The organism is Pseudomonas sp. Irchel s3b2 (assembly GCF_900187445.1).
Taxonomy (GTDB): Bacteria; Pseudomonadota; Gammaproteobacteria; order Pseudomonadales; family Pseudomonadaceae; genus Aquipseudomonas.
In genome coordinates this window covers 59,314-72,867 of the sequence record NZ_FYEB01000013.1, presented here as the reverse complement: position 1 = coordinate 72,867, position 13,554 = coordinate 59,314, and the positions used below count along the sequence as shown (strand labels likewise).

10 protein-coding genes are annotated in these 13,554 nt (G+C 57.1%); 5 read left to right on the top strand and 5 right to left on the bottom strand.

Going from position 1 to position 13,554, the window contains the following annotated elements; all coding sequences use genetic code 11:
- Positions 1 to 52: 52 nt before the first annotated feature.
- Positions 53 to 976, bottom strand: coding sequence for a carbon-nitrogen hydrolase family protein (locus CKW20_RS22670; RefSeq protein ID WP_095054880.1), 924 nt, complete (start codon positions 974 to 976; stop codon positions 53 to 55).
- 85 nt (positions 977 to 1,061) lie between these two features.
- On the opposite strand from CKW20_RS22670, the gene CKW20_RS22665 reads away from it, so the two are divergent.
- A complete protein-coding gene (locus tag CKW20_RS22665) occupies positions 1,062 to 1,976 on the top strand; it encodes a LysR family transcriptional regulator (RefSeq protein WP_095054879.1) in 915 nt (304 codons plus the stop codon).
- Positions 1,977 to 1,994: 18 nt separating this feature from the next.
- Here CKW20_RS22665 and CKW20_RS22660 read toward each other — a convergent pair whose 3' ends face one another.
- On the bottom strand, positions 1,995 to 2,246 hold the full coding sequence (locus CKW20_RS22660; protein WP_007937833.1) for a hypothetical protein: 252 nt from the start codon (positions 2,244 to 2,246) through the stop codon (positions 1,995 to 1,997).
- A 163-nt stretch (positions 2,247 to 2,409) separates the two neighbouring features.
- Here CKW20_RS22660 and CKW20_RS22655 point away from each other — a divergent pair, with 163 nt between their 5' ends.
- Complete coding sequence (locus tag CKW20_RS22655) at positions 2,410 to 2,727, top strand: YqjD family protein (protein ID WP_095054878.1); 318 nt, start codon at positions 2,410 to 2,412, stop codon at positions 2,725 to 2,727.
- 127 nt (positions 2,728 to 2,854) lie between these two features.
- Here CKW20_RS22655 and CKW20_RS22650 read toward each other — a convergent pair whose 3' ends face one another.
- On the bottom strand, positions 2,855 to 3,898 hold the full coding sequence (locus CKW20_RS22650; protein ID WP_095054877.1) for an Ldh family oxidoreductase: 1,044 nt from the start codon (positions 3,896 to 3,898) through the stop codon (positions 2,855 to 2,857).
- 228 nt (positions 3,899 to 4,126) lie between these two features.
- Here CKW20_RS22650 and CKW20_RS22645 point away from each other — a divergent pair, with 228 nt between their 5' ends.
- Complete coding sequence (locus CKW20_RS22645) at positions 4,127 to 8,983, top strand: dermonecrotic toxin domain-containing protein (RefSeq protein ID WP_095054876.1); 4,857 nt, start codon at positions 4,127 to 4,129, stop codon at positions 8,981 to 8,983.
- A 210-nt stretch (positions 8,984 to 9,193) separates the two neighbouring features.
- The gene (locus CKW20_RS22640; protein WP_095054875.1) at positions 9,194 to 10,195 is read left to right on the top strand and encodes a FecR family protein; all 1,002 of its coding nucleotides are present in this window, start codon (positions 9,194 to 9,196) and stop codon (positions 10,193 to 10,195) included.
- A gap of 55 nt (positions 10,196 to 10,250) precedes the next feature.
- Here CKW20_RS22640 and CKW20_RS22635 read toward each other — a convergent pair whose 3' ends face one another.
- Positions 10,251 to 12,596, bottom strand: a complete 2,346-nt coding sequence (locus tag CKW20_RS22635; RefSeq protein ID WP_095054874.1) for an acylase — start codon at positions 12,594 to 12,596, stop codon at positions 10,251 to 10,253.
- 234 nt (positions 12,597 to 12,830) lie between these two features.
- On the opposite strand from CKW20_RS22635, the gene CKW20_RS22630 reads away from it, so the two are divergent.
- Positions 12,831 to 13,229 (top strand): fe2+ zn2+ uptake regulation protein, encoded by a 399-nt coding sequence (locus tag CKW20_RS22630; protein WP_095054873.1) that lies wholly within the window; start codon positions 12,831 to 12,833, stop codon positions 13,227 to 13,229.
- Here the strand turns inward: CKW20_RS22630 and CKW20_RS22625 are convergent.
- Positions 13,219 to 13,407, bottom strand: coding sequence for a hypothetical protein (locus CKW20_RS22625; RefSeq protein ID WP_007901365.1), 189 nt, complete (start codon positions 13,405 to 13,407; stop codon positions 13,219 to 13,221). The two genes, CKW20_RS22630 and CKW20_RS22625, sit on opposite strands and share 11 nt — an antisense overlap.
- Positions 13,408 to 13,554 lie beyond the last annotated feature (147 nt).

Below are 13,554 nucleotides of genomic sequence, written 5' to 3'. Positions count from 1 at the left end.
TGACAGGGGTGTGAACGCCTAGAGACTAGACGACAATCACGCCCCCAACGGTTTATGCGTTGAACTGCACACCCGGTTTGGCTCGCTCATCCACCGTCAACTCAAACACGTCCGGGCGCGCGTAGTGCCCGACCACATCGTAGTCGTAACGGGCGCGGATCAGGTCATCGGTGTCGATTTCGGCGGTCAGCAAACCCGCCTCGTCACGCAGCGGCCCCGCGAGAATGTCGCCCATGGGCCCGACAATCACGCTGCCGCCGGCAATCAACGGTCGCTCCGCCGGCCAGTTGGCGATTTCCACGCCCAAGGCTTGGGGCGAGGCCTGGACCTGACAGGCGCTGACCACAAAACAGCGCCCCTCATGGGCGATGTGACGCATGCTGACCTGCCACATTTCCCGCTCGTCCACGGTCGGCGCGCACCAGACGTCCACGCCTTTGGCGTACATCGCGGTGCGCAGCAGCGGCATCATGTTTTCCCAGCACACCACCGCGCCGATCCGCCCGACCTGGCTGTCGATCACCGGCAAGGTCGAGCCATCGCCCTTGCCCCATATCAGCCGTTCGGTGCCGGTGGGCATCAGTTTGCGGTGCTTGCCGACCAGCCCGGCCTGTGGATCGAAATACAGTGCGGTGCAATATAAGGTGCTGCCCGCACGCTCGATCACGCCGATCACCAGATTGGCGCCCGTGCGTGAAGACAATCCGGCCAAGGCGTCAGTCTCGGCACCGGGCACGTCGATGGCATTGTTGAAATACCGCGCGAACGCTTCACGACCTTCCGGCAGTCGATAGCCCAATTGCGTACCGAAGCCCTCGCCTTTGGGGTAGCCGCCGAGCAACGCCTCCGGCATGACCACCAGTGCGGCGCCGGATTCGATAATGGCGGTTTCCCAAGAGAGGATCTGATCGAGGGTATCGGCCTTGCCGCCGGGCAAGGCGCCGATTTGCAGAGCAGCAACGATGGACTTGGGCATTGCAGTGACTCCGTCAGTAATGAAGTGTTGCTCATTCTCCGGCGTCACAGGATCATGAATAAAGCCCGACTCACTGCTGAATGATATGAACCAAATGAATATCGCCACCGTCGACCTCAATCTGCTCAAAGTCTTCGAAGCCCTGCACGAGGAATCCAGCGCCAGCCGTGCCGCGCTGCGTCTGGGCGTGACGCAATCGGCGGTCAGCGCGGCGTTGCGCCGATTGCGTGAGGTGTATGGCGATCAATTATTCGTGCGCACTGGCCGAGGTCTTGCGCCGACGCTCAAGGCCAACCAGCTGAAACCGGTGGTCAGCGATGCGCTGAATAAATGCCGACAGAGTTTGGCGATGGTCGATCCGGCCGCCCACCACTACGAAGGACGCTCGGTCACGGTCGGCTTGTCGGATGATTTCGAAATCGCCTATGGGCGACGATTGATCGAAGAGATCGCTGATCGCGCGCCGAAACTGCGACTGATCTTTCGCCAAACCCATAGCCAGATCGTCGCCCGGGCCTTGATGGAGCGCAGCATCGATCTGGCGATCACGGCAGGCGGATTTGCCGAGCGTTTGCTCAGTCGTCAGGTACTGGGTGAAGGAGATTATTTGTGTTTGGTGGATCCCCTCAGTCTGACCGAAGGGCAGCAGACTCTCAGCCTTGAGGCGTTCGTCGCCCGTGAGCACATTCTGGTGTCATCGGGCGGTTTCATCGGGATCACCGATGAAGGCCTCGCGGCGTTGGGGCTGAGTCGGCGGGTATGCGCGTCGACCACGCACTTTGCCGCGTTGCCGTATCTGCTCAAGGGCAGTCAGGCGGTGGCAACTATCCCAGCTCATGCGGCTCGAAGTATCGCCGCGCTCAGCGGACTGGCGCTGCTGCCCTGCCCTTTGTCGCTGCCACGCTATCCGATCGAGCTGGGCTGGCGCACCAGTACGCAGCTCGATCCGGTGGTATTGAAAGTGCGTGAAGCCATTGTCGCGATCTTTTCCCACTCGTAGGAAATAGTGTCTGGAAGCTTATTTAGCGGCCATCAGCCGATTGACCTCACTGCGCACCATGTTCGCAAATTCCGGGGGCGACATGCCGTCGAGTTCGGAGCGCACCCACTCGGCCCATTTGCCTTTGCGCTTGGCACGCTCACCGAACAACCGTGCGGCTTCGCCCTTGGCTTTGCCCAGGTTGTTTTGCCAGAGTTCGAACAAACGGGATTTTTCATCTTCAAGCGCCGCGCGCTCGGCAAGGGGTTTGTCGGCCAGATTGAAGCTCATGGGAATTTCCTGCTGCGTAAATAGGCGACATCTTACACTGTAGGAAGAAATGTCCTGCCCTGGATTTTCCTCAGGGTGAAGTCGCCAGGCAAAATGGCTGCAACTTTTGCCATGGCGCCAGACTCCATTGTTCACTGCCCATTCACCTGCAAGGAGTACTTCAATGGCCCGTAAAATCATCGATCAAGTCGCCGAGGATCAAATCAAGGATCAGGTCTTCAGCGAACTTCAGGCCCTGATCGAAGAGTCGGAAAAACTGCTGAAGAGCAGCGCTTCACTGGTCGGTGACGAAGCGGACACCCTTCGTGGGCAAATCGCCCAGAAACTCCAGCAGGCCCGCAGTTCAGTCTCCGGTATGCGTGATCGGACCAGGCCCGCGGTCGACGCCACCGAAATCTACATCGGTGGTCATCCTTGGCAAACCGTAGCTATATCCGCGGGATTCGGTTTGGTGGTGGGGCTGTTGTTGGGCCGACGTTAATTGGGAAACACTGGACCTGTAGGCTTGCCGTAATGCCAGTCAGTTAAGCGAATGAACCGCTTTTCGTAGGAGCCAGGCTTGCCGGCGAAGGCGATCTCAAGTCCGCCTTCGCCGGCAAGCCTGGCTCCTACAAAAGCCCGGCCAGTTCCCGCAGATCTGCCAATGTTTGAGGGTCGAGTGCAATGCCGTCGACCTTGGCTTTGGCGCGGTGCTGATGACGCCGATCACCCGGCAACCGCTTGAGCCCCACACCATGCATCTGCCGGACCAGTTCCTGACTGCGCTCGGCAAAATTCTGCCCCGCCGATTTGCTCGGATCGATCACGATCAGCAGTTGACCGGTCCAGGGTGTTTTCGCCCCCGGATGGTTCGACCAGTCGAACTCGAAAGAAAAATTGCCCCCGGTCAACGCCGCCGCCAGCAGTTCCACCATCATCGACAGCGCCGAGCCCTTGTGCCCGCCAAACGGCAGCAAGGCGCCGCCCTCAAGGATCGCTTTCGGGTCTTGGGTCGGCTGGCCGAGGCTGTCCACGCCCATGCCCGCCGGCAAACGCTCGCCTTTACGGGCTGCGATCTGTACATCGCCATGGGCGATGGCGCTGGTCGCAAGATCGAAGACGATCGGATCACCGTTGGCCCGAGGGGCGGCGAAGGCAATTGGATTGGTCCCGAACAGCGGACGATCGGCACCGTGCGGCACCACGCAAGTCATGCTGTTGACCACACTAAGAGCCACCAGACCTTCGTCGGCAAATGGCTCGACGTCCGGCCATAAGGCGGCGAAATGGTGGGAGTTACGAATGGCCAGCACCGCAATGCCTGCGCTGCGGGCTTTTTCGACCAACAATGGCCGTGCCGCCGCCAGGGCTTGTTGCGCGAAACCGTTGCCCGCATCAACCCGGACAAACCCCGAGGCCACGTCCTCGACTACCGGTATGGCCTGACCATTGACCCAGCCGCTCTGCAGCGTCGACACATAACCGGGAATGCGAAAAACACCGTGACTGTGGGCACCGTCGCGCTCGGCGCCGGCGCAGTTGAGGGCCAGGGTTTTGGCGACAGCGGCTGAGGTGCCGTGGCGCAGGAAGATCTGCTCGAGCAACGCCGTCAGCGCTTCGAAGGACAGGTTTTGCGAAACTGCAGTAGACACATGATCGTGTGGCGCAGACATCTGAAGCTCCTTTTTTTTATAAAGTACGGGCAACAGGTCAAACAAAGTTGCAGGGCAACAGGAAAACATTCATCGATTAAGCGCTGTTTCACCAGGCTCCTGTCAAGCCCTCGACGCGGGATCAGGATCAAGCAATATGTACCGCACTCAGGCCGTCCATTGGCCCTACTGTTTTTCCTCGGCCCAACGAGCTGCGATCTCCCATCGCAGCCCATCAGAGGAAACTCCATGACAACTTCCACACAGCCTTATTTTTTCGACGAGGCGCATCGTGGGTCCCTTGCCAAGGAACCCGGTGCTCGCGAAAAAGCGCTGAACTTCACCCGTGATGACCTGAATTGGTTGAGCGGTGTGTATCTTCCCACCCACGCGGCTCGCATGGCGCAAACCAGGCCCATGCAGGTCGATCACCTGCTTCTGCGCCTGAGCGGTGCAACCGATATACCGTTGGCCGGGGCCTTTGCCATGAGCCTGCCCAACACTTCATCGGTGATGCTCTACACGCCATGGAAGGGCCTGATCAAATTCGCCGACATGGTCAGCCTCAAGAATGGGCTCAAGCAATGGCTTGGACAGGCCACCGGGCAGCGAGAGTTGTTGCGCTACCTCTCCATCGAGCAGCGCAACACCGTGTTGGCAACCACGGTCTCGGGCATTTCCACGAAAGAAATCGAAGGGGCAGTATTCCAGGATCAGGAGCGGCTCATCCAACTCAATCAGGCACACAATCTCAAGGCGATGATCGATGAGCTGGTGAAGACCCCGATACTCCAGTCGATGCTGGATGAAACACTTAAAACAGCACTGGCCGGGCGCTTCCCCCAGCTGGATCAGCGGCTGACTCGCCTGGAAAGCTTTACCCGCTCCGGCGCCGATAACATTGAGCGCATCCACAAAGAATCTTCGCTGTCATTGAGCGATGCCTTGCTGCACTACTACCTGACGAATCAGTGGCCACAGGGTGACTACAGGATTTTCTCCCATCCTGGTCATGGCATCAGTAGCGACGCGGACAACCAATACTGGGAAAGCGCGATAACAGAGAGCGCAAAAAACCTTTCGCTTAGCCTTCGCAACTTGCTCGAGACCTTCTGGAACACCCCCATGAGTAACGAGCAATCACGCTCGGACTTTTTTTCCAGATGCCTTTGCGACAGTTATCACACTGTACTTTTGCTCAAACGCCAGCAAGGTGATTTGTCATCGGGCAACTACCTTGAATTGATAACCGTCGGCGAGGCCGGCATCAACGACTCATTGGCTTCGGACAAAAAACTGCGCATCGAAAAAGTTCGTGTCAGCGCACCTCATAAGCACTATGCGGAACTGGCCTGCTCCTTGATGATCACCAGCGCCGATACCCTGAGTTATTTGTATACCCCATCCAGAGGTATCGAAGGCACCTCTGACATGGCTGCAGTCAGGCACATCGTGTTGAACATGATGAAAAGCGAAGGCCGTGAAGACAATCTTCTCGATTTCATGTCCCTCGAAGAACGTGACACGTTCCTCTCATTGAATGAGAACGAGCGCACCATTGTTGGTGAGCCGATTGTCGGCGCGGTGTTCAAGCAACTCATGAAGGACATCCTCGCCAAGCAACTGACAAACCTGACTTATGCGCTGCGCCGCTACCAGGCAAGTGAAGGCATGCTCGACCCGCATGCCTTGATTGACAAGGCGCTGGATATACGAGGGTTGATCGATCATCAGCTGTTGGTCGCCGATGCCAGTGGACGATGGAGCACGCAGGTGGACCTGCGCTGGAGTAAACAGTCGCAGCAACAACGCAACGCCCTGGCTGCCACCGCGCATACGGAATCGGCCAGCGAACAACTGACTCTGCTCAGCGCCGCTGAACAGACGCTTGAACGGCAACTTGCCAGTCACCCTGCCATCCCCGCCGCGACCCACACGGTCGTTGGAGCACAAAATGTCGTCGGAGAGTCTCTGGCACAGCTGCAATCAGGCTTCACTCGCACCCTGTCAACGGCATTGCGCAGCGAGCTTCAATTACGGACACTCGCCGACACACTGGGCGCTGTAGAACAGGCGATCATCAAAACAGTCCTCGACGCTCCCGTAAGGCTCCAGCGCACCGGACTGAACGGTTTTGTGCCCGATGTATTCGCGCTGGCACTAAAGGCTGGCGACGCTACGGACTTATTGAAACTGGCCAGCTGCTTTGTGCTGACGGAACGTGGCGGTCTGGACCCGACTCATTCAGGCAAGGCCATCCTATGGACGCCAACCCTGGGATTTGAAGCGCTCCCCTCATTGACAGCCTTATTGAGCAGGCTCCAGAAACGCCTGCAAAACCATGACGAACGTTTTTCACTGCTGGAAAACCTGGGCCGTGTCGAACGAATGTCCAGCCATACATTTACCTTGGCGCCGCTGGAACTGATTCACGAAAACTTTCTCGACCACGTTCAAAAAAAACAGGTACGACTGGACGCTGACCTCGTCGAAAAAGCACTTCACGACACGCTTCCCGAAGCGACACGGTCCAGTCTTCTGAACCTCGTGTCCTTGCGCCACCCCACGACAGGGTTGCACCGAGCAATGGACATCGCCCAATCCCTGATCACTCGGCAAAAGCTTCCAGCATGGCTGGGCGAGGCTTCGATCGAAGATCAGGTACTGCACGCAGAACTGCTCCAGCAATACGTGCATAACGTCAACGACGACAAAGACTATCTGACCGGCATTCGCTCGCTGCAGCGTACGGCCCATCATGAGCTTGAGAAGCAACTCAAGGCAGACACCTTCGATATGGACCCGGACAACATTCAGGTGCAGATCAGCCAGCCTTCGGCGTCCATGACATCGACGCAAACTCTGACTGATTTCGCGTTGATTCACTTTCATGACCTGGAGCAGGCCCGTTTCAAGCTGGTTTCACTTGATGCCACTGCAATTCCCGAAGGGATGGATGAAAGCTACATCAAACGCCTGATCCGGAATTTGAACCTCGGCCAGCATCAGCAAACAGTATTGAAGGCCGCACTTGCCGACACCCACAGCAACGCCGCAACACGTAGAAAATCGTTCGCCGCCCAGTTGCCATGGCAACTCATGCACTATGCCCACGCAGAAAAACTGCAAGGGCGCCTGAGCCAAAGCGGGTTTGATCTGATTCGACAGGTTATGGATATGCCCGACGCCATCGCCCGCGCCGCTGTCCAGGGGGCGGATGCGATTATCCGTCCGTTGCAACTCCTGGGCATCAAAAGCGGCGAAGCGATTCAGGTGCCGGGCACCTATCTGATCGGATCAAAACAGAACATCACCGGCCCTCGGGTTCTGATCGCCCCCTACAGCCCCGAACATTGGGTAAAGGAATACGCAAATGAACAGCTGTTGCTGACTGAATTGAAGACTCAAGGTGCTTTACGCAACTGGGTCCTCGGCAGTCTGTCGCAGGCTGATCGCGCGCTGTGTGAAAGCGGATTGAGCCCTGCAAGTGACCAACCTGACAACGTGAGCCTGGGGCTCAAGCCTGTCACGGGCAACCTGCTCACACAGTTGTTCAACGACAACGCCGCGTTACTCGGCCGATTGTTGGGTTGTCAGTCTGATACCAACGCTCAGAGCGAATGGGCGGTCATCAAACATGTCCTGAGTGAGGATGTGAACCAGGCCTATACGTTTTTCATGGGCAAACTGGCGTACCCGATCACCGTATGGCGCAGTTACAAAGACATCAAACAATCCGCCGAAGACCTCCAGGCGCAACGATGGAAACCGGCGATAAAGTCGTTCATCAGTGGCATTGCGCAACTCGCCATGCTGCGTCAATCGGCGGAGGATGAACCGACCTCGACTTCGGCCATCAGCGAGCCAGCGCCGCAAGCAACTGACTTACCGCTTAAGTGGCAAGACGTAGACACGACCGCTCCCGAGCGCATTCGCTTGCGGCGTCACGAGAGTATGGATGTCGACCTGAACTCAATGACATTGAGTCCGGCATTGGGCCTCTACACTCATCCGACGACAAAAAAACACTTCGCGGCGGTTGAAGGCAACGTCTATCCCGTCAAAAAACGCGGGGATCGCTGGCGCATTGTCGGCGACAAGACCCAAGGCCCGTATCTGCGTCAGAACACGGCCAGGCAATGGATTGCGGAATCAGACACACAACGTCCTCGTTATGGAATGCTCAGGCGATTGGAAACGTTGATTACCGTCAGGTACGGCATGAACGTTGAAGCCGACGGCATGCCCGAAATCCGTCGGCTGTACCCTGTAAAGGCCCGGTTGATTGATGAAGGTCTGGACCAGGCAACGACCTATGCCTGGAACAGTATGCGCAACCTGCAATTACTCAAGGCTGCCGACGGCGTGGAGTCTCCTGTCCATCAACTTATCCAGGATTTTATTGATGTGCCCGAGGTACTACCGGAGCATGTATCGTTGCTTGAAAAAACAGTGGGTGACATCTTTGGTTCCTTGCTGGATCCCACACTCAGGCAACCAAAATCCAGGCGCTTCGCCGTCGGAACACTATTCGAAAACAGGGACGGTACCTACGGCTTCGTTATTCCGTCGGACGACAAACGCAAAATCTATCTGGCCGAGAAGTTTTTTCTTCCCCGCCTTGATCATTACCGCAATTACTTGTCTGACGCGTCCTTCCCGATCAGCGCTCATGCACGCGCGATTACGCTGATCCATGAGCTTTCGCACATCGTTTGCAATACAGAAGATATTGCATACCTCGACTCCGTCAGGCCTTTTGCCGACCTGATCGAAACATCCACTCCCCGCGCCAGAGAGTTAAAGACCGCGCTGTCCTCAGTTCAGAGCACAGCACTGTCGAGCCGATCCCCGTCAAACGAACTCTTCGCGGTCTTGAATGACGATACTGGGCTTTGGGAGGATTTTGGCCAAACGACTTATGAAAACACTCACAATGCGCTCGTTCATGTCTTGAAATTGACCGGTCAAACGACACTGTCCAATGCCCGCAGTCGCTTTATGAATGATTCGAAGATCAGATTGGCTGTGCAGTTGGGGAACGCTGACAGTGTTTCCTGGTTGATCAGTCATTTGGGGCGCCAACTGCATGTTGATACACCCTGAGTTCACCGCTTGAAGCGGTAACAGGAGGCGGAAGCAGATTCAGCGCCGGTTGATCTTTTTTTCACTTCATTTATGGATACTGCCCAGCGACGCCCAGTTCTTCAGGGCGTCTGGATAAAAAATAAATTGTACTTTGATGGGCAATTGCCATGACGGTTGTTCTCGCAGACTTCCCCTCAAGGTTAGAATGCAGGAAATCAGGATGAGTCAATGACCGACCACTCTCTCTCGCAAGCCCAATACGACGCCATCACCGATGCCGCTGCGCACTGGTGCATGCGTATGCACGCCATCGACTGCACGGCCGAAGAACGCCTGGCGTTCGAGCAATGGCGTAATGCTCATCCGCTGCATGCCCTCGAGTACGAAGCCATGCTGGAGATCTGGGATGTGGCCGGGGATTTGCCTCGTCCCGAATCCGCCGCACAGGCTGCTCGCGTCAAACCGGCAACGCCTTGGCGCACCTTCGGCATTGCCGCCACCGTCTGCGCCCTCGCGCTGCCGCTGGCGGCCTATACCGGATGGAACCTGGGTTGGCTGCCCAATGCCTACCAGCATTTCGAGGCGACCGATAATGTTCGTCAGGTCACGCTGAGCGATGGCAGCCAGGTGGAGCTGAACCTGGGCAGTGAACTGACGTTCAGCAATTACAAGGATCAGCGTCGTGTCACCCTGAAAAAAGGCGAAGCCTTCTTCAGCGTCAGTCACGACATGCAGCACCCATTCATCGTCAAGGCGGCCGACGGCAGGATTCGCGTCACGGGTACCCAATTCAACGTCTGGATGTATGAAGACCAGGTACGCGTGAACCTGATCGAGGGTTCCGTACTGGTGACCAGCAACGGTGCCCTGCCCGGCGAGGGTTCACTTCTCGAACCTGCCATGCAGGCGCGTTACCGGCACGGCGACTTCACGCCGCAAATCAGCCAGACCTCTGCCAATGACCATTCGCTGGCCTGGCGCAGCGGCAAACTGGTGCTCGATGATCTGGCGCTGACCGAAGCCATGCCCTTGATCAATCGTTATTTGAACAAACCAGTCATGATCGCGGACCACAGTACCGGCTCGATTCGCCTCGGCGGTATCTACAACATCAAAGAGCTCAATAACCTGGTGGCTTCGTTGCCCAAGGTGCTACCGGTCTACCTGACCCGCAACAAGGACGGCAATCCGGTCCTCAATTCGATCCCGCAACAAGCCCCAAAAAGCTGAAGGCCGCCACCCTTGCGGGGTGCGGCCTTCATTTTTCATTCAAACGTTATCGCGATTACTGCGCGGCGATCTTCCCTGCTTTTTCATCCTGCTCTCGAATCGTCTGAGCCTGGTACTGCGGATCGGCCGTGATCTGCTGCTCGGTAAACGGCAACACACTCAACTGTTTCTTCGAAAAAGCCAGTGTCTGATCCCGAGAGTACTTTGACGCCGGATCACTGGACAATGAGAATGCCAGTAAGCCCTGAGCCTGAGGCCCCTTGTCATCGAACGTCACCACCTGCAAATAACTGGTGCCACTGACGACTTCGCGTTTGCCGTCGGTGCTCGGCACGCTTTGGATCGCGTTATACACACCCAGCGTGCCCGGCCCGCCGTGAATTGGCGTTTGCTGCCCGCCACTGCTGACCACCTGGATATCGCCCCAGCGGCTATCGGCTTTCAGGCCAAGGGTTTTTACCTGTTCGACCGAAGCCAGCATCGCCGTGCGAATTGCTTTGGCGACGTCTGGCCGTTCAATTGCCAGGCCACGCGGTGTGTGTTGCGCATCCTTCGGATCGAACGCTACCCGCCAGATGTCAGGAATTTTCTGTAACGGCACCATGACATTCTGAAAATGTACAACCCCCAGCCCGCTGTCCAGATTCACCCGGCGATCCCACGCCTTGAGACTGGCGCACAGCGGCGCAAGTGTCGGCGCATCAGGGCCGAGATCTGCAGCACAGAATTGCAGCAGGTCCGGCATCACTTGAGCCGCTTGATACACCTGATCATCCATCACCATCTGCTGCAGATCCGCCGCAGTGACAATACCGGCCTTGTTCAAGGTGCCCAGACGCTCCAGTGCGAAACGCGAACGCAGCTCCAATGGCTGATTGTCCTGACTGATCAACGGCGAGAAACCGGTGAGCGGTTGTGCCGGGTTGGCCATCCAGGCCGAATCATTGGAATGCTGCACAAAGTCTTTGCGCAGCAGTTGCGGCAATTTGTCTGCCGCATAGATACCTTTTTGCGCAGCATGCGGGTCGATGTCCCAGGCACAGGCGCTGTTGGAACCGTCGAGTAGGATCATCTGTAATCCGGCCCGCGGATCGCTGCACTTGGCCAGTTTGTCGGCACTGACGTTCGGCACCACCGACAGGTTCATGTAAAGCGTCTGCCCCTGATCGTCCACCGCCAGGGTATTGACCCACGGGATCCCCTGAATCTTGTGCACCGATGCCTGCAAATCCTTGAGGCTGGCAGCGCGGTTCATCGCATACCACTGCTGCAAAACGCGGTCGTTATCCAGATTGGCATCGCGCAGGCTGTAGGCGAACTGGTTGTTCCAGTCCAGTTTTCCGGGCCATTGCACAATCGGGCCGAACTCCGAACTGTAGGCCACATGGGAAATCTGCCGGGTCTGGCCATCGGGTTGCTTCACGTTTACCGCCAGCGTCTGTTTTTTCATCGGCAAGGACTTGCCATCCAGCAGGTAACGGGTCGGATCCTTGGGATCGAGTTGCAGGCGATACAGCGTGAAGTGCTTGGACGAATCCACGGTGTGGGTCCATGCCAGGTGCTGGTTGAAACCAATATTGATCATCGGCAGGCCGGGTAACGCGGCGCCCATGACATCCAGTTTGCCGGGAATGGTCAGGTGCATCTGATAAAAGCGCATCCCGCCCACCCAAGGAAAGTGCGGATTGGCCAGCAACATCCCGCGACCATTGAACGAACGCTCGCTGCCAACCGCCACGGCGTTGCTGCCGCGATCCAGAGCAAAGCGTTGCATGCGCGAGGCCGCCAGCTGGAAAGACGCTGGCTCGCCCGCCACATGGGCGACGGTTTTCGGCGGGGTGGCGCCGGCCAATGCTTCGGCAAACTGCCCCACGCCGCCTTCGACCAACAGACGTCGGGTCAACTTGATCAGGTCCTGCGCGGTAATCGCGCGCACCCATTCTCCCTGGCATTGCTGCGGCAAACCCTGCGCTCGACGCTCTGTCAGCGAACGGTTGTAACCCGCCACATAACCTTCGATGAGCTCGCGGACTTCAGGTGTTTGCGCCTGCCAGAACGCGGCGACAGCCTGGGGGGTGTTCAGCCAGTTGAAAAACACATCGCTGGCCAGGTTCCCACGCTCTTCAACGGTAAACTGGTCCGGGCCGAAATACCGGGAGCGCTCGCCGTTGACGGTGACGATCTCATTGGCCAGCAAACACAGATTGTCCTGAGCATAGGCATAGCCAATCCCATAGCCGAGCCCGCGCTCGTTGTCGGCACGAATATGCGGCACGCCGAAACTGGTTCGACGAATGTCGGCCGTCGCCTGCTCTGGCTGGCTGCGCGCATTTGCTGCAAGACTCAGCCCCAGAAACACACCCGCAAGGCTCAACCTGGTTAACTGCCTGGAAATAATCACGCTCGCTCCTGATCGAAAAGACGTATGACACGCAATGCGCCTCCCCTTAAAACGAAGCAAACAGCAAAAATTTAGGCCTTTGAGGGCATCTCCACGCCCAGCTCACAGGCCGCTGACGTCACGACGACAAATTTTCTACATGCCAGTCTTCATTATTTACCTGGCTCGTTCGTCTTATTGATTGAGAGCACCCATCACATTTTCCTGATCAGGCTCTGAAAAGGAGTTTTTTGCATGTACAACACGCAACTGCCAACGGATGGCCATATGCCGAAGGGCACTACTCTGGGCTCTGGCGTTTTCAATCAACAAGCCGAACGCCACGGCAACGAACGAATCAGGTTTCTGCTCAAGAGCTTTGGCCTGCGCACCAGTCTGATTCGCCTGAAAGTCATCGACGCTTTGCTGACCGCCGCCGAAAGCGACCGCAGCCTTGGGGTACGTGGCATGCACAGTCACTTGCTGGAGCTGGACATTCCCCTGTCCTTTCTCAGTGTCCGTGAAGTGTTGAAACGCTTGTGCAGTGAGGGCGTGATCACCCTCAATCCAGACAAAAGCTACAGCCTGCATCCACAGGCCGCCGCTGTCTTTTATAGCAAGCAATCCGGCCAGAGAACGTCGCTCAAGGCTTGACCTTGCGACGCATTACGCCATTGATCACCACCACGAGCACCGCTACGCCAATGGCGATGTACTGGAACAACTGCTCTGTGATGATCCCGGCATTTTGCAGCCAGGAAAGGCCGAACATGATCCCCAGTACCACCAGGGAAATCAGAATCGAATATTTCAAACGTTGCGACTGGGTCATTGCGGGTTCCTGAACCAAAAAAATGTATCCGGTTTGTATCCGGTTGCATGCCAAGCCCCTACCAGGCTGCGGGAATGAGGGGCTGCAAACGGGGTCTCATGTTACAGCCGATGAGGAGTTTTGACTTCATTGCGGCGATAACCATGA

Coding starts and splice junctions, on each gene's coding strand:
- CKW20_RS22630 (WP_095054873.1), top strand. CDS start 12,831: ATGTACAACACGCAACTGCCAACGGATGGCCATATGCCGAAGGGCACT.
- CKW20_RS22670 (WP_095054880.1), bottom strand. CDS start 976: ATGCCCAAGTCCATCGTTGCTGCTCTGCAAATCGGCGCCTTGCCCGGC.
- CKW20_RS22665 (WP_095054879.1), top strand. CDS start 1,062: ATGAACCAAATGAATATCGCCACCGTCGACCTCAATCTGCTCAAAGTC.
- CKW20_RS22640 (WP_095054875.1), top strand. CDS start 9,194: ATGACCGACCACTCTCTCTCGCAAGCCCAATACGACGCCATCACCGAT.
- CKW20_RS22645 (WP_095054876.1), top strand. CDS start 4,127: ATGACAACTTCCACACAGCCTTATTTTTTCGACGAGGCGCATCGTGGG.
- CKW20_RS22655 (WP_095054878.1), top strand. CDS start 2,410: ATGGCCCGTAAAATCATCGATCAAGTCGCCGAGGATCAAATCAAGGAT.
- CKW20_RS22625 (WP_007901365.1), bottom strand. CDS start 13,407: ATGACCCAGTCGCAACGTTTGAAATATTCGATTCTGATTTCCCTGGTG.
- CKW20_RS22650 (WP_095054877.1), bottom strand. CDS start 3,898: ATGTCTGCGCCACACGATCATGTGTCTACTGCAGTTTCGCAAAACCTG.
- CKW20_RS22660 (WP_007937833.1), bottom strand. CDS start 2,246: ATGAGCTTCAATCTGGCCGACAAACCCCTTGCCGAGCGCGCGGCGCTT.